The 17,162-nt window shown below is 42.0% G+C and carries 18 protein-coding genes; 2 read left to right on the forward strand and 16 right to left on the reverse strand.

Going from position 1 to position 17,162, the window contains the following annotated elements; all coding sequences use genetic code 11:
* Positions 1-81: 81 nt before the first annotated feature.
* A complete protein-coding gene (locus JMX92_RS04510) occupies positions 82-5,271 on the forward strand; it encodes a beta strand repeat-containing protein (protein WP_201544153.1) in 5,190 nt (1,729 codons plus the stop codon).
* Positions 5,272-5,470: 199 nt separating this feature from the next.
* Here JMX92_RS04510 and JMX92_RS04515 read toward each other — a convergent pair whose 3' ends face one another.
* Entirely contained in the window at positions 5,471-6,262 is a 792-nt protein-coding gene (locus JMX92_RS04515) for a putative hydro-lyase (protein WP_201544155.1), read from the reverse strand.
* A 263-nt stretch (positions 6,263-6,525) separates the two neighbouring features.
* Complete coding sequence (locus tag JMX92_RS04520) at positions 6,526-7,362, reverse strand: pirin family protein (RefSeq protein WP_201544157.1); 837 nt, start codon at positions 7,360-7,362, stop codon at positions 6,526-6,528.
* Positions 7,363-7,807: 445 nt separating this feature from the next.
* Here JMX92_RS04520 and JMX92_RS04525 point away from each other — a divergent pair, with 445 nt between their 5' ends.
* A complete protein-coding gene (locus JMX92_RS04525; RefSeq protein ID WP_201544159.1) occupies positions 7,808-10,090 on the forward strand; it encodes a TonB-dependent siderophore receptor in 2,283 nt (760 codons plus the stop codon).
* Positions 10,091-10,538: 448 nt separating this feature from the next.
* Here JMX92_RS04525 and JMX92_RS04530 read toward each other — a convergent pair whose 3' ends face one another.
* The 14 genes from JMX92_RS04530 to JMX92_RS04595 all read right to left on the reverse strand — a co-directional run bounded on the left by JMX92_RS04530 (position 10,539) and on the right by JMX92_RS04595 (position 16,668).
* Entirely contained in the window at positions 10,539-10,742 is a 204-nt protein-coding gene (locus JMX92_RS04530) for a hypothetical protein (protein WP_201544160.1), read from the reverse strand.
* A gap of 24 nt (positions 10,743-10,766) precedes the next feature.
* On the reverse strand, positions 10,767-11,402 hold the full coding sequence (locus JMX92_RS04535) for a hypothetical protein (protein ID WP_201544161.1): 636 nt from the start codon (positions 11,400-11,402) through the stop codon (positions 10,767-10,769).
* A gap of 222 nt (positions 11,403-11,624) precedes the next feature.
* A complete protein-coding gene (locus tag JMX92_RS04540; protein WP_201544162.1) occupies positions 11,625-11,780 on the reverse strand; it encodes a hypothetical protein in 156 nt (51 codons plus the stop codon).
* Positions 11,777-12,130 (reverse strand): hypothetical protein, encoded by a 354-nt coding sequence (locus JMX92_RS04545; RefSeq protein WP_201544163.1) that lies wholly within the window; start codon positions 12,128-12,130, stop codon positions 11,777-11,779. The genes JMX92_RS04540 and JMX92_RS04545 overlap by 4 nt, the downstream gene beginning before the upstream one ends.
* Positions 12,123-12,314: a DUF551 domain-containing protein gene (locus JMX92_RS04550; RefSeq protein WP_201544164.1), complete on the reverse strand. Its 192-nt coding sequence runs from the start codon at positions 12,312-12,314 to the stop codon at positions 12,123-12,125. The genes JMX92_RS04545 and JMX92_RS04550 overlap by 8 nt, the downstream gene beginning before the upstream one ends.
* Positions 12,311-12,589 carry a hypothetical protein gene (locus tag JMX92_RS04555; protein ID WP_201544165.1) on the reverse strand — a complete coding sequence of 93 codons (279 nt, stop codon included), beginning with the start codon at positions 12,587-12,589 and terminating at the stop codon, positions 12,311-12,313. The genes JMX92_RS04550 and JMX92_RS04555 overlap by 4 nt, the downstream gene beginning before the upstream one ends.
* Position 12,590: 1 nt before the next feature.
* Entirely contained in the window at positions 12,591-12,917 is a 327-nt protein-coding gene (locus tag JMX92_RS04560) for a hypothetical protein (RefSeq protein WP_201544167.1), read from the reverse strand.
* Positions 12,918-13,742: a hypothetical protein gene (locus JMX92_RS04565; protein ID WP_201544168.1), complete on the reverse strand. Its 825-nt coding sequence runs from the start codon at positions 13,740-13,742 to the stop codon at positions 12,918-12,920. It abuts the gene before it with no gap.
* A gap of 226 nt (positions 13,743-13,968) precedes the next feature.
* Complete coding sequence (locus JMX92_RS04570; RefSeq protein WP_201544170.1) at positions 13,969-14,775, reverse strand: hypothetical protein; 807 nt, start codon at positions 14,773-14,775, stop codon at positions 13,969-13,971.
* A gap of 47 nt (positions 14,776-14,822) precedes the next feature.
* On the reverse strand, positions 14,823-15,473 hold the full coding sequence (locus JMX92_RS04575; RefSeq protein WP_201544172.1) for an ATP-binding protein: 651 nt from the start codon (positions 15,471-15,473) through the stop codon (positions 14,823-14,825).
* Positions 15,445-15,591, reverse strand: a complete 147-nt coding sequence (locus JMX92_RS04580) for a hypothetical protein (protein ID WP_201544173.1) — start codon at positions 15,589-15,591, stop codon at positions 15,445-15,447. Before JMX92_RS04580 ends, JMX92_RS04575 begins: the two co-directional genes overlap by 29 nt.
* 2 nt (positions 15,592-15,593) lie before the next feature.
* The gene (locus JMX92_RS04585) at positions 15,594-16,094 is read right to left on the reverse strand and encodes a hypothetical protein (protein WP_201544174.1); all 501 of its coding nucleotides are present in this window, start codon (positions 16,092-16,094) and stop codon (positions 15,594-15,596) included.
* Position 16,095: 1 nt separating this feature from the next.
* A complete protein-coding gene (locus JMX92_RS04590; protein ID WP_201544175.1) occupies positions 16,096-16,377 on the reverse strand; it encodes a hypothetical protein in 282 nt (93 codons plus the stop codon).
* 90 nt (positions 16,378-16,467) lie between these two features.
* Positions 16,468-16,668 carry a hypothetical protein gene (locus JMX92_RS04595; RefSeq protein ID WP_201544176.1) on the reverse strand — a complete coding sequence of 67 codons (201 nt, stop codon included), beginning with the start codon at positions 16,666-16,668 and terminating at the stop codon, positions 16,468-16,470.
* Between the last annotated feature and the right edge of the window lie 494 nt (positions 16,669-17,162).

Raw genomic sequence — 17,162 nt, forward strand, 5'->3', positions numbered from 1 at the left:
TTAACCACTTACTTTATTGACCGTCTTAATTTAAAACAATTTAACATCTAGAAGAACTATTTAATACCTATTAGGAAAAGCATGAAAAATATTATCGTAAAAGTAAACAATGCCACACAAACTATCGCTGAACATAACATCATCACTCAAGATGGCAAGCCCACAGTCATTCGTGCTGTACAAAATGCCAATTATGAATTATTTGATAAAGCAATGGGCCGTGCCCCTAATCACATTGTGACCAAACGTGTGGGTGATGATCTTCATGTTTCTATGGAGGATGACGGTGAAAGTAGTGACTTAATCATTGAGGGCTTTTATGACTATCCTCAAAGTGCGTTAATCGGCTTAGCAGAAGATGGGGGCTATTATTACTACATTCCAGATTCTGGTGAAGTGGCAGATTACGTTACTGAATTAGAATCTGGAAATATCGAGGGCCAGGCATTAGGTGGTGAACATCAAGTTACGCCTTGGTGGGTAAGTGCGGGTGATGTAGAAGGTTTTAATGCCATGCCTTGGCTTGTTGGTTTGGCAGGTATCGGTATTGTCGGTGCTGCCTTATCCAATAATGGTGGTAGTGGCGGATCAAGTGTCCCTCCAGTGACAGAGCCTGATGATGTCATGATTGCTCGTGATCTTATTGCTAAAGCAGAAGCTGCAGAGGATGCCGCACAAGCAGAGCTTGATAAAGCCAATGAAGATGGCCTGATCACCCCTAAAGAAAAAGCGGCGATTGTAGCGGCCAACGATGAGGTGATTGAAGCCAAACAAGCGGCACAAGATGCAGTGACGAATCTGCCAGCAAGTGAAGAAAGAAATGACTTCCAGGCCCGTGTTAATGAGGTGAACGAAGTTGCTGTGCCTGCGGTTACCGATGCCGATAACGATGCACCAACGGCACCAACGATTTCTACACCAGCAGAGCTTGAGCAAGGTTCAGCAGTTGAAGGTACAGAGATCGCCACAGCATCAGGATCGACTGATCCAAATGAGGGTGACACTGTAACCTACGTATTAGATGATGCATCAACAGGTGACTACGCGATTGACCCAACAACGGGCGTGATCACGCTAACGGCAGCGGGCGCTGATAAAGTGAACGCTGGTGAAACGCTAGCTGTGCTAAAAGTAAAGGCGACTGATGGCACGCTTGATAGTCCTGTAACCACAGGTAGAGCATCAACAACGGTTGATAACGTTAACGATGCACCAACAGCACCAACGATTTCTACACCAGCAGAGCTTGAGCAAGGTTCAGCAGTTGCAGGAACTAAGGTTGCGACAGCCTCAGGATCGACTGATCCAAATGAGGGTGACACTGTAACCTACGTATTAGATGATGCATCAACAGGTGACTACGCGATTGACCCAACAACGGGCGTGATCACGCTAACGGCAGCGGGCGCTGATAAAGTGAACGCTGGTGAAACGCTAGCTGTGCTAAAAGTAAAGGCGACTGATGGCACGCTTGATAGTCCTGTAACCACAGGTAGAGCATCAACAACGGTTGATAACGTTAACGATGCGCCGATAGCAAGCAATGTGACTATTCATGCTACTGAAGATAGTATGGCTACAGGAACTTTACCAGAAGCTACTGATATACAAAATGATCCTATTACATACGTCGTAGGTACACAGCCAACTAATGGTACAGTCGCTATTTTAGATGATGGTACATATACTTATACGCCAAATGAGAACTTTAACGGCGAAGATAGTTTTACTTATACGGTAAGTGATGGCACCGATAGTAATACTTATACCGTAACGGTGGATGTCAGCCCTGAAAACGATGCGCCTGTCGCTGTAGATGTTGTTATTGGAGCGACTGAAGACACAGTAGCGACAGGTACATTGCCTGAGGCTAGTGATGTTGATGATGACCCTATCACCTATGCAGTTGGAGACCAGCCAACTAATGGTACAGTCGCTATTTTAGATGATGGCACATACACCTATACGCCAAGCCTTAACTTTAACGGTGCTGATAGTTTCACGTATTCAATTACTGAGCCAGCAGGTGCTCAAAATACCTATACTGTTACAGTTAATGTAACGGCGGTGAACGATATAGCCACAGTCGATAATGCTACAGGAGAAGTCACTGAAGATACTGCACTTGAGGCTTCTGGCACGGTACGTCCAGCCTCTGGCGTGATAGATCCAGACACAGGTGAAGACGAAGTTGTTTCTCAGCAAAATGTAACGGGAGATAATGGATATGGTACGTTTACCGTAAATGCAGACGGCACGTGGACTTATACGTTGAATAACTCATTGGACGCTGTACAAGTGCTTACTGAAGGAGAGACACTAACAGATACCCTTACTGTTACCAGTTTTGATGGCACAGATACCGGTACGATTACTATTACTATTAATGGTGAGGGGGTCAATGAGCCACCTACTTTAACAGGCGACTACACAGCAACAGTTATCGAAAACTATGCCACAGTCATTACGTCTAATGATTTAGGCTATACAGATGTAGATGATGATGCCACAGGTGTAAGCTTCTTTGTAACCAATGTCACTAATGGCAGTATCTTGGTCGATGGGGTTGAAGCGACTACCTTTACTCCTGCGCAGTTAAATGCAGGCCAAGTGGTATTCCAACATGATGGTAGCAATGTGACCGATGCAAATAATCAAGCTAGCTTTAGTGTCACTGTCGAAGACGGCAATGAAGATGGTAGTACGCCTGTACCTCAGGAATTTACAGTAAATATTGTGCCGTTGGCCGAAATAACGAATATTACAGTTACGGACAATGTGAACGCAGGTATTGAACTACCAGGTACATTACCCAATACGGCAACAAATATCTCTGGTGTAGCCAGCTCAAATTATGGCGATGACTATGTTTATTCAGGAGGGATTGTAGCGGATTCTGACAATGAATCACCAAGTCAGCAAGAATTGACCAATGACACAACGCCTACTATGACCGTTACGATTGATAATCCATTAGTATCTGGTTATCAAACGCTACAAATTATACGCACTACTTTTGTGACGAATCAGGTGATTGATGATCAAGGAAACATAACTGAGGTTAACGAAGTCAGTGGTGTGCAAACCGTATTTGAAAGCACAGATAGCACACTAACCAGCTTTGATTATACAGAAAGAGCCTTACCAGAAACCTATGGTACGACGTATCAATATGAAGCGCGTATCGTTAATATTGATGATGAAACGTCTATCACAACGACTGAAGTTGATACAAGGTTGGATAGTACAGAAGCGACTAGTTTTGAGTTGGATACGATTGAAGAAGCGTTACTTGTTTCTGATGTTGTTCAAGGTGGAACTACACAGAACCCAGTCTTGACTATCTCTGGTGTCAATGCTGAACAAGGTACGGTAGTGGCTTATAGCTATACGAATGTATCAGGTGAATACGTGTTTAATCCTACTGGCGGCCCCGCTGGTAATGGCATTATTACTAGCACATTAGTGGATGCTAATGGCAACTGGTCATTAACTTTGACAGGAGATGATGCTCGAGCTTATCTCGCTATCAATGACGTTGACAACTATGTGGGGTTAGATGAAACTAATGCGACGCCTAGAACGGATAGTAATGGTAATGAAGTTTATGATGATTTCTTACCGTTAGGATTTGTCGATCAAGCGGGTAATGCCACTGATCCTAATGATCCGATGAAAATTTATTATTTTGATTACTACTTAAATGAGGGTGGAATAGATATAGATCTAAACCCTCTGGATCGTCCGCGCGGCGCAGAAAATACATTATCAGATGGAACCGCTCAATTTACGACCAACTTTGACGATGATCGTCAAATCATCTATGTAGCTGGTGAGATAGGTACAATCGGAGCAGGTGCTTCTAATAACTTTACGATTAATTTAGCTGGCGGTGATGATGTATTAAATGTTGAGGGTAACCTAAATGCTAATGTAATTGTCAATATGGGAACGGGTAATGACTCTTACGTTGGGGATGGCTTGGTAGGTGCAGGTTCGGCTACCGAATTAAACTTAGGTACAGGTGATAACCAAATATTGACTCCCGATAATAATGGTTTAGCTATCTCAACTATTGCAATTACGGCTGAAGGAGATGGAAATAATTTAATTGATATTAATTCAGATAGTGTTAATTCAATTAATGCGTCAACTATTACCTTTACAAACGGGGATGATACAATTCTGACGCGTGGTGGTATAGCTAATAGTACCGTACGGCTTGGTAATGGTGTGAATCAAATACTAGTTGGTAATGATATTGATGATAGCTTCATTTATACAGGTGATAACAACGATGTTGTCGTTATCACTAATACTTCAAGTACCGCTGGATCTCTTCAAAATACCACGCTTAACTTAGGTAATGGAGATAACACTGTATCAGTTAATAATAATGTTAGGAGTGGTTCTTTCATTACGACAGGAACGGGTAATGATACTCTTACTGTAGGCGATACTATCTTGAACGCTACTATAAATCTAGGTGATGGAACCAACATTATAACCGTTGAGGTTGGTATTACTAATAATGCTGATATTGATACAGGTTCAGGTGTTGATACGATTACAGTTGGTGGTAATGTGTTAGACAGTGCTAACATCTCTACTGGTGCAGAAGCAGATACGGTAAATATTGCAGGTGGTATGTCTAATGCTGCTCAAATCTTAACGGGTACAGGCAATGATACTGTTACTATTGAGGGTGTCCTAGCTGGTCAAAACTCACGTATTGATCTTGGAGAAGGTGATGATACTCTGGTAGTTGGAGGTAATTTATCGGATCAGCCGACCATATTAGCGGGCAGCGGTAATGATACGCTTACCTTTAACGGCGCCATTCTGAGTACAGTAGATAATATTAATTTAGGAGCGGGCGATGATGTTATGAATGCTGCTGCTAGAATGGATGGCAGGGTAGATGGTGGCGCTGGTAATGACACCTTCAATATTACTGGTTCAGGTGAGTCTATCTCATTAGATGATTTAATTAATATTGAGAATATTAACTTAAATGGTTTCGGTAGAATCTTAAATGATGTTAATCGTGATGCTCTGACTAATGATTTATTTATTCAAGGTGATAGTAGTGATAGGGTTAATATTGGTCGCCAGGCAGGTACAAGTACCAGTGAAACATTAGCTAATGGTGGCGGTACTTGGTCAGATACTGGGGACTTGACTCAAGATGGCGTAACTTATGATGTTTGGACTAATAGTAATGGTAATGATTACACAGTTTATATCGAACAAGGTATCAACGTAATCTAACCCCAAACAACCTCACTGTAAAAAACGTTTTCACTTTAAGTTATGCCAGTCAGTTACAACTGACTGGCATTTTTTATGATGTTTTGGTGTTTTAAGTCGCGATACTGTAGTGGCTCAAGTGGCTCAAAAGGTTAAGCTAAATATGTGGTTACATTGACATAATTTGCGGCGATTAGGATATCAGTTTCAGCACTCAATTTTACAATACCGCCAAATCTTCATCTTTTGGATCACAAATAAACATATAACCTGGTGCATGGGTGATCATCAGCTCAGGCTTTGATGTCATTGCAATGTTTTGTGGAGTGACACCACACGCCCAGAACACAGGCACTTCGCCTTTTCCAATGCGAGAGGCGTCACCAAAGTCAGGGGTGTTAATATCATCAATACCGATTAGGCTTGGATCACCAATATGTACCGGCGCACCGTGAACTTGCGGAAAGCGTGACGTCGCTTGCACCGCCCGAGTAACTTGATGATAGGGAATGGGGCGCATACTGACCACCATTTTTCCGCTAAATGCGCCGGCTGGTACGGTATCTATATTGGTAATGTACATCGGTACATTGTGATTGTCTTCGATATGACGGATGGGGATAGACGCATTGATTAACGCTGATTCAAATGAGAAGCTACAGCCCAACAAGAAGCCGACCAAATCATCCTGCCAATAACTCTCTAAATTTGATACCTCATCGACCAGCTCACCCTGTTTGTAAATACGATATCTTGCTAAGTCATAGCGAAGGTCGGCACCTTTTGCCATAAACTTGGGCTCTGGGCTACCGATGTCGGTCACATCTAAGATGGGGCAGGGTTTTGGGTTGCGCTGAGCGAATAATAAGAAGTCATAGGCAAGGGCTTTAGGGACGATAACCAGATTGGCCTGAACATGACCTTTACACAACCCAGATGTGGGCTGATTGAGCTTGCCTTCTTTAATGAGGGTTCGAGCGCTTTGAGGCGTAATGTTGGCAAGGTCTGTCATGATATATTTCCCTGAACCCGATGTCCCTAACACGTTGACTTTTTTCATAGTTATACTACCTCAAACACTACTGCCTCAAACACTTATGAATATTTCGGTAATATTCAAAAAAAGGCATGTAGCATACCTTAGAGAAACCACCTAAAATCAGTCTATAAAATCTAAAATAGACCATTATAATCAGCCACTTATAATAGTCTATCTTTTAGTCTAAGTCTGTCGGTACAGCAGGTGTGCCATAACGACAGACGATCATAAACCGGTTATACGAGCTGACCCATTTTGCCGCTGTGATAGTCTTCATAAGCTTGTGCGATACGCTCTTCGGTATCCATCACAAACGGACCATCAAAAATAAGGTTGTCTTTGATGCTCTCGCCGCCTAGTAGCACCAACTCAACATCGACATCACTGGCTGTCAACGTGACGCTGTTACCCGTAGATAAAACGGCGATAGATTCTGAACCAAGTTTGCTGCCGTCAGGTAAAGCCAATTGACCGATCACCACATAAATCCCAAGCTCTTCGGCACTTTTTTCATCCACATTCAAAGTAACGCTTTGATTCGCTGGTAGGCGAACATGCGCTAATAAGTTGGTCGTTTGGGTCTGAACAGGCCCGTTATGACCTTCTAAATGACCTGCAATAACGCGGATGGTGGCTTGGTCTTTGTTAAACTCAGGGATTTTATCGCTATGATAGTCTTGATAGCTGGGTTCCATCAGTTTTTTGTCAGCGGGCAGGCTTGTCCATAACTGTAGCCCATGACGACCACTGGTTGGCTGTTCAGCATGGATCATACCGCGTCCTGCATTAATGTATTGGGCGTCGAGTGCGTTTAACTCACCTTTTAGGCCTTTGCTGTCACGGTGAGCAACGCCGCCTTCAAATAGGTAGCTAATGACCTCAATCCCAGCATGTGGGTGTGGTTTATCCCCAATACCACGCATGCTTTGGTGTTTGTAATGATCAACGAACACATAGGGCCCAATAGACAATCGATCACGCTGAGGCAGCGCACGCCATAACAGCATGTCCCCGTCATCGATGGCTTTGTGTGCTGATAAAGCCTCGGTAATTGTTCTTGTTTTGTTTGGCATAATTTAATTCTCTCTTGTTGTGTTTTTATCACATAGGTTTATGGTTATATAGGTATTTATTAGAAATTATCAAGTATTGACAGAGGGTAACAGCACTTAAGATGGTGTACCCAGGAGGAGTCTATCAAGAGAGTGAATTCGTTATAGTATAAGCGATTCTATTGTATGACACAGAGTCTAGGATGGGCTCAAATAACGATTTTTCTTTAATATAAATATTTCTAACAAATAAATCATGCTTTAAATGAAAATAATTATCATTTGTGTTATTGTTAGTTAATATTTAGTATCATAATCAATACATTATAGTAACTAAATAATAATGAATAGCATTTTAGACAATTATCAGTCTTATTTTATGGAGAAATTTATCAAGTTATTTAAGCAGGCCAGCAGTGCAATCAATGTCATGGAGTACAACAGGTTGAGTAACGTTATACACGTAATGAGTCAAATTGCACGTCCCATAACATTGACATCACCCCGTTTCTTATCCGTTTGTGTGGCGGCAGCGATGCTAGGTACACTGCCATCAATAGCCAGTGCAGTAGAAATAAATAATGCAGAAACAGACAATACAGTAGAAAATGCTACGACAACATCGACATATCAGGCGAATGAACGAATACATCGGGCGGCCGCACCCACTGTCATGCTAGATACTATAAAAGTGGTAGCCTCTAACAACGATATTAGTGAAGACAGTGATAGTTACGTTTTTGAGAATGCATCAACTGCAACGGGTTTGGCTTTGTCTCCCCAATATACTCCGCAATCGGTCACGACCATTACCCATCAGCAGATTGAAGATCAAGACCTAGAAGATGTTGCCGATGTATTACGGCACACGCCAGGGGTTAGCCTGCTGACCTTTGACGGTGGGCGTACCATGTCGTCTGCACGGGGTTTTGATATCACCCAATATCAAATTGACGGTCAAGATGTTGATTTTAATGGTATTTGGACAAAGGGCGAAGACTTTACCAGTACTGCTATTTTTGACCGTGTCGAAGTGGTGCGCGGCGCAACAGGATTAACCAGTGGCTCAGGTGAGCCTTCAGCGTCTATTAATCTGATTCGTAAACGTGCCAATAGCCGTAACCCTGAAGCCATGATTCGTGTTGAAGGTGATCATCATGGTCAATATGGCGCAATGCTTGATGCCAGTACGCCATTAATAAAAGGGGGCGACATAAGAGGGCGTTTTATCGCACAGTATAAAGATGGTGATACTTTTATTGATCGTGAAGAAAAACAGATAGGTCTATTATATGGTGTGGTCGATGCTGATATAGGCGACAAAGCCACACTTAGTATAGGGGCATCGCAACAAGATACCAAGATAGATTCGGGCATGTGGGGCGGATTGCCTGCATACTACTCAGATGGCGGAAAAACGTCTTGGGATGTAGACCGAAATAGCAGTGTAGACTGGGTAGAATGGGACAATAAAAATCGCACGTATTTTGGTACATTAAATTACGATATTACCCCTGATTGGCAGTTTATGTTGCAAGGCAGTCGTAGTGAAAATGAAGCAGATGACAAACTGCTTTATTTACTAAGCAATACGATCGACAGAGAAACAGGCATGGGTGCAGCTACTTACAATAGTTACTCTGGTGGCGACCGTAATCAAGATAACTGGAAAGCCACTGTAAATGGTGTTTTTGATGCCTTTGGTCAAACCCATACAGTACAATTTGGCGGCAGCTATAACAAAAATGAGCTAAAGAGTTATGCTCATACCGCGACGCCTAATTATGAGCCGATAAACTTTTATACTTGGAATGGCGATTATCCAGAACCCGTTTGGAGTGATAAAAGAACTACCGCTGATGTTGATACTAAAGAGAAGAGTCTATTTGCCTCGGGTCGTTTCCAACTCACAGACCCGTTAGCGTTGGTGCTGGGTACACGAGTAACCGATTATGACAGTGAAGGTTTTGATTCAGGCGTGGATATTGATGTGTCACACGATGATAAATGGGTGCCATATGTAGGCGCCACCTATGACGTCAATGATAACCACACGCTATTTGCCAGTTATACCAGCATTTTTGATCCACAAATAGAGCGGGATGTTAATAACAATTTGCTTGACCCAGTTGATGGCGACAACTATGAGTTGGGTATTAAAAGCAGTAACGTGACGGGCACGCTACAAGGTCAACTTAGTGTGTTTCGTATTAAGCAAGATAATTTAGCACAGCCAGTGGCGGGCACAACCATTATTAATACAGATCCGCCGCAGCAAGCTTATATAGAAGCAGATAGCGCAACCAGCAAGGGGGTAGACATCGAGGTGACGGGGCGTATTAATCCTGATTGGCAAACCAGTATTGGTTTTACCCAGTTTATCGCAAAAGATGATAATGACGATAGAGTTAATCCGCAGTTTCCAGACAGAGTATTCAAACTGTTCACCACTTATGACATGTCTTCATGGATACCCGGCTTAACGGTAGGCGGCGGTATTAATTGGTCAGATGAACGCCACACCTTACTGACCAATCCAGCAACGCAGACGTTGGAGAAGTATGAGCAGAATAACGTGACTTTAGTAGATATTATGGCGCGTTACAACATTACAGACAGTTTGGAGGCGCAACTCAATGTAGAAAACCTATTTGATGAAGAATACCTGAGTAATACGGGGTTCGGTTTTGGTCAAATCAATTATGGTAAGCCGTTGACACTTTCTGGAAAACTAAACTATACATTTTAATGCTTATCGTGATTCAAAGAGCATGATTCATAGAACATGATTCAGAAAGTATAGTTAAGAGAGCATGGTGTTTAACGAGACACCATGCTTGTTAGACAAGTGTTGGATTTTTCACCAATATATCGTTTAGCGATACTTCGGGCTTACATGTAGAGTCAAGAATTTGTTTAAAGGATTTATAGATGCCAACTGGTGCAGATGGTTTAACGATGCTTAGATGCTGGCAGGTAATGGTAAGTAATTTTTTAAGTGTAGAAGCTTTAAAGGTGCTAGGCTTGAGGTAATGCGAGGTAAGTTTGAAATACAATGTTTGGTGTGCCCACGAGGACTCGAATTAAAGCTTTTAACCATTGATATAAAAGAGATGTGGCGATTTGATAAAAGAAAATACCGCGTTTAATACCGTAATTACAAAAAGTCACCTTAATTTAAAGGTGAAAACGAGGCATTAAGCCTCATTTTCTTCGCTGTCAGCTGAGACTGACTGCTTACTAATAATATCATCAATCTTTGATTTTAGCCATTTATTAGGGCGGCCCTTCAAGTCAGGCTCAGGTAAAAAGCCGCTTTCCATTTTGCGATAAATTGTTGTATTAGATTCCCAGCAAAATATTTCTTTAATTTGTGCCGTAGTATAGTAAATTCCACTCATAGTACCAACTCCTTTGCATATGCCTTAATATTTCTTGCCGCCGTCTTTCTTGCGGTTCTCAATCTTATGATCAGCACGATTGTTGTTATAATCAAGCTTATCAACAAAAGCACTGGCCAATTCCAGGTTGTGCCCACCGGCATAATCAAATATACGAATAAGGGCATCGGCAAATTCGACATCTTCCATACCGTAGGCTGGCAAGTGATCATCTTTTAAGCCCTTGCGGTGACCTTCCATTGCTTCAGCAATCTCACTCACTATTAGCATCATCATCTCACCTTTGTTGCGAGTTAGAGGTTCACCAGTTGATAGATCAGTCCACCAGCCATTTGCTGCCGCTCGTGAGTGGCATGCATTAACAAGACTTTGTATGCTATTAGTTAATAATTCACGCTCAGTTGGGGCTTTGCACCAATTTTGTAGTTTCTCCTCAAAATGACCTTGTGCCCAATTTTTAGCAGCATTAAGGCTGGTAAATCCAGTTGCCGTTTGCGGTGGCTCAACTACTTTTTCATGAGTTGGAGTAACCTCGTTATAGTTCCAGTATTTAAATAGGTACTTACCGGTTTCCACGTTCTTCCTGATTTCATATTCAGTAAAAGGGCTGTGAGACTTACTGTCGTTATGCCAAAATAAATCAATTGCCTTATTTGTCATATTATTTACCTTCAATTACGTTAATCATCTTATCCAAGCTGTCACAATGCAGTGCAGTCACCAAGTTGCCGTTATCCCAAGACTCTTTATTAAGAACAAGTTTTACAATTTCCTGATAACGAGGGTCGTTTTCATCGTCAAAGTGTATGGCAAAAATGCAATTAACCTGTTTAGGGGTGTTGACTGGTGCCTCAGTTGGAACTTTTTAGCTTCCAGCTAAGCTCATTTTAGTATTTCCCATTCTTCTAAAAAGTCATCGACCCATGCTTTGTTTGTCGTTACCAAACCATCATGCACGTATTGATAAATCACATAGCCATCACTTGCCTCTAAGACGGTACAAGTGACGCCAGGCTTTGATTTGTGTTTATATGTCATGCCATCGCCTCAAACATATCCAACTGGTCATCTGCTTTTGCAGGTTTAGCATTTCGCTTAACCGGTGCCAGGTCCTTGCAGAAATGCTCTCTGCAATACTCAAACACGTCAGCAACCGTTGTACTGCTATCCATGATTTCAGCGATTTGATCTCCGCTTAGATGCAACACGCTCTCTAAAGCAATGCCGTTCTTATATACACTCATAAAAGCAAACCGACTGCCAAGAAATAGCATCACCTTTTCATGTTCATACTTGCTAATGGTGCGCTTAAACCAAACGGCCTTTTCCCATTGCTGGCCAATATTTGAATAACGGCTTTTTTCTGATTCGCATCTGTATCTATTCACCACTACCTCTCCTCGGCGGCTTAGGTAATGTTTGCCAGTGGGTTATTGTCGCTGCAATTTGTCCATCAAAAGCAGAATATTTTGCAATGTATGGTTTAACATACATATAGCCATAATCATCTAGCACTAAGCATCTTTGCCCGTCTCGGGGCTTCTTATCTTTAATGTTAATCCAATTGCTCATAGTTCCCATCCCTCTAATAGCCTGACAATATGCCTATTCTCAAGCCTATTAATTTCACAGATAACCATGAAGGCGCCTTCTTTGAAGTTCTGAGATGCTTCAGGAGTATCTTTTATAAGTTTCAAGGCGTTTGCTCTGACCTTGTCAAATTCGCTGCTAATTAACGCTCTAGCAAAATCATAAACATAAGGGTTTAAGTCCATTGAACCGTCTGATTGCTCTTTGAGTTTAAAACCACTTTTAAGTGCAATTTCTTTAATTTGGTCGTTTGTCACCTCAGTCCTCCTTAAACAAAGCCAAGCTGCTGTTAACAGCTCGGCTGGCTCGACTTACTAGCTCTCTTAAGCGCTGTTCGTTGCTGGCCATACTCGCAAGCTCTTGTTCGAGCGCACAAACCCTAAACTCTAGTTCATCTACCTCATGAGATAGATCATGGTTTTCATCTTGCAATTTTCTGAGTTGTCCAGACTCTTCAGGGTTTAAGTTGCGCTCTAAGCGGCAGGCAAGGGCATATGCTAGCGAGTCATAACCCTCATCTAATGCGAGTGCTATTAACTCGAATTCAGATGCATTAGCGAATCTACGATTAGCAATTAGGTTCATTTATGCCTCCTCAGTTTGAGGGTAGTCATTTACCTTGGTGAGCTTTTTATGCACCTCAGATTCGAGCACCCAACCAGCTTTTCTACCAAGCTTATAGTTGATAGACACCACGTCTTTTAATTCTTTCGCCTGTTTGATAGCCAAAGCAACCATTCTTAAAATCACAACTCTTGAATGCCGAGGTAGGTACTCATCAACCCGTACGAATTGACCTGATAACAGCCTTTGAGCGATCTCTTCGATGGTTTGATGGTAAGCTACCCGTGAGGAAACACTTTTAGGCAATGGTTCACGGAGTCGACGAACAGCCTCAGTATTATCTCTTGTTAAAAAAATATCGTTAAAAGCGGTCTCTAGCATCCAGCCAAGATTACTTTTAGTCTCAGTCTGGATTGTGATAACCTCAAAGCCACGAGATTTTAAATCAGAAGTGATTTTGGATAAGATGACACGCATTGTAGAAGGTGCATACATGCTTTTATAATCACTTACTTTGACGAGCTCGCCGTTAAAAAGCCGTGATTTAATCTGGCCTCTTAACCCTTTAAATGATTCATCTGAGATATCAATCATTCTATTTGTAGGCTTTGGCACGTTACCAGCAGCACTAATAAGCGCAGCTTGTATGTCTTGTTCTTGCTTTTTGCTCTTGGCCTGTCGCTCTTTAATATACTTGGTGTTTGTATTATTAAAATACGTATCACCCTTCGCCAGGTTTTCAGGAAGCTGTTCGTTCTTTGCATTTTCTCTTAGCCATTCTTCGATAACTTCAACTGGTGTACCTTGGTTGGCTTTAACAGCTGATAAATTTGTTTGTATTAGCATTATTAACCCCTAATAAGATAATAAATAAGGCGCCAGTTTCTCGATACTGGCATCGGCCTTGCCTCAAGCGTCTTGTAGACAACCTTACCCCTTAACCAAGTAAGGCGGAGTAGCTCGATCTTAGCTGCATGTAGTTCTTTTAAGCGAACGCACCAACTAAAACAGTCGCTTAGCGTCACCAATCATGCCTTGACGCACCGACTAACCCGTCGGTGGGGTTGCGAAATTAGCCACCAAAAAATGGCGCAAACGGGATATCATCATCACTTGGCCCTGGCGTTGCGGCTGCTGTCATCTGGTTGTTAAAGCCTTGTTGCTGCGTTGGTTGCTGAGCCTGTTGAGGTGCTACTTGGCGCTTATAAGTGACAGGACCTTGCTGTGGTAGCGGCTGTTGAGTGTTCTGAACGAACTGATTATTCATGCTATTGGAAGTACCTGCCTGACTATTCGCTTTTTCTAATGATTTTTCACTAGACTTAATCGTAGCCTCTAGCACTCGATTAAACTCATCCGGATTGGCCGGCTGGTTATTTGCCTTTTCGATTGGTAATTGTCTAGTCTTGGCATCAAAAACATTGAAAAGATTTAAGCCGCCTTTTTTAACCTCGCCTTGATTACTGTTGAAGTAGTAATTTTCAGCTAAGAACATTCCCACTTTTTTACCAGCAAGTTCAGGTGCTATAAACCCAGTTCTAGTGACGTCTTTTTTAACATCAAAGTCATACTCTTGGTATTGGCCTTGAGCTTGTGAAATGGCTGGCACGTTGGCACACAACATCATCGCGTGGATTAGGTTTTCACCACTCCAATGTTCGCCGGCGCTATTGCCATAGTAAATATCTATATGAGCAGAACTGCGCTCTGAGTTGATGATATGAAGAGACAAATAATAGGTCTCGCTACCATCTTGTTTTGCATTGGCCTTCCAAGCGGCGCTTTGTATTTGATATATCTCAGCGGTATTGCCTGAAATATAGGCCGATTGACCAACTTTAGCTGCTTTTGATTTATCTAAAGCCCATTGATTTTGCATTGTTTTATCCTCTTAAATTATGTGGTTTGCAGTGGTTGTGATTGAATCTAAGCGAGTAGGGAACCTGTTTTGGGGATAGCGTAGTATTCGCAAATTGCGTCATCTACGGCGTTTAAATCATTTGGAATAAAATCGCTAACAAACATGCCCTCGGGTGATTTGACTGTGTTAAACCCATTATTTTGAGTCATGAAAAAGTGGCCATCTTCACGTACTGCTGTTTGTAAAACCATTGTTACCATGCCTTCCAAGACAATTTTATCATCAAGCATTTTCCCAATGGTCTTAATTTTAGTCCGGCCATTTTCTTCCTGGACGTGAGCTAGTATGTAGATACGAGTGTTATTGCTAACTTGAGTAATTGCAGTATTAATGACATTCCATGCGTTATAAGCCAATACGTTGTAGCGCTGAAAGGCAGCATCGCCTTTATACTGTTGGTTGGCGCCTTTGATATACTCATTACCCATGATGTACTGAAAGTCGTCAATCACAATGATAGGTGCTTTGAACCTTGGAAGCATTGAACAGATTTGATCAGGATTATCTGTTGCTATTTTTTTGATGTCTTTACCGCCTCGAAAGGGGAGCGGCTTATTCATTACGTTAATTAAGCCGGCAAGCTTGGGGTCAAGGTTTTTTAGGCTGTAGGATTTGCCCTCACCTGAATTACCTAGAATCATTGTCACTATCGCCATTGTTTTCACTCCTAAAGTTTTGCTGGTGGTCCGGCTGCTTAGATTCGCGCTCTCGCTGCTCTTCTAACATTTGCAGCCATTCCCAGTCGGCCTGTGGGGCCTGGTAATTGTCATACATAATTAATTATTGCCATTTTGTTTGTTAAGCTTTGTTATTCGCTGCTTTGCTAAATATTCATTGGCATGAGTTTGAGCCTGCTTAAATCGCACTTGTTCGCGACTGTTTTCAACTGGCGCTATAGTTGTTGTGGCAATGTCTTTATCAGCTTGCTTTAAAACATAAGTGGTGCAGCCAGTGATATTGCTTATAGTGCCCAAAGCGATTGCTGCGACGACTACAACTAATAATTGCGTTGCTGTTCTGGCAAGTTTCGTTGTAAGAGGCTCACTAACATCATCGCTAAATTGATCTACTTCATTACCAGCAGCTAATTTGGCTGGCGAGTAACCCCAGTCTAATAAGTCATACCGGGTTAACGAGCGAATAAAGCAGCCTTGCGTATCGCATATCTCGATAGTGCCTTGCATATCACGGTAGAAGCATAAAGTTTCATTAGCACCTAATTTATAGATAGTAGGCTTAGTTCTATCACCACGCTGTAAAAGTTTCAGAGTTTGCATATTAAGCCCCTTCAAAGAATTGATTATTCAGATAGCTAATTAATTCATCTTTATCAGTACTAATGAACGATAGTTGATCATCACCGCTGTAATGCTGCTCAATCAGCGTTGCATCCATGTCAATGACGTGCTTGTTTGTATCGATATACCCAATAAGAGTTATCGAAGAATGTTTTGACTCTCTTAAAGTCACAATGAGTTTGTCACTGAAAAAGTGCGCTTGATTTTCTGTTTTGCTTAGCAGCGCTTTTATGTGTTGCGCTGGCATGCTGACTTGTGTCATAATTTCCTCTCCTAGTGTTAGGAGCCCCTTTGATTTCGAGTCGTGAGGGGCTTTTTAATGTCTAAAAAATGTCTAGCTAAACATGAATGTCTAGCTATGCTTCGCTTCCCATGCATCTGAAACGTCTGCAAATGCCTGAGCCATTCGATAAGCTTCGGTAGCGATACCAGTGGGCCAGTCATCATTTTGAAATAATGCATTCTCCTTTGCAGTACGCATCGTTTCCGTATAAACAACTGGCATTAATTGCCGGGCCATTTGGTGGATAAGAATTCTTTTATTTTCATCCATTTCTTTTTCCTTTATGGTTAACACACAACAGCCGACTACTTGAATCGGCTGTAATTTGTTAGCCTTTAACCATGTTTTTAAATAGTCACTAGCATCATCGTCTGATTGCTTGTCTTTGTTGGTATAACGATTATGCAATAATGCATAGTTAAATGCAAGTATGAAATGAAAATAAATGCATTAATGCATTAAAATATTCGTACTTATGCCTTGCTAGCTGAGAAAATACTTAAGGCTAAATGAAAACCGCCCTTAAGGCGGCTTGCTCACATCATTTTGTGTTTTTTAAGAAACAAAGGATTTTGCTTCCTGAATTGCAGGCACAAAAAAACCGCCACTGGGGCGGTGAACCGCCCCGGGATTGTCAGAGACTCATTTATCTGAGAGAATACGACAATGAAAACACGAAACTATACCCCCGAAATGAAAGAGCGCGCCGTCCGTATGCTAATTGAAGCTAAAGACGACTACCCATCCACCTGGTCAGCCATCAA

The organism is Psychrobacter sp. H7-1, assembly GCF_904846585.1.
Lineage (GTDB): Bacteria > Pseudomonadota > Gammaproteobacteria > Pseudomonadales > Moraxellaceae > Psychrobacter > Psychrobacter raelei.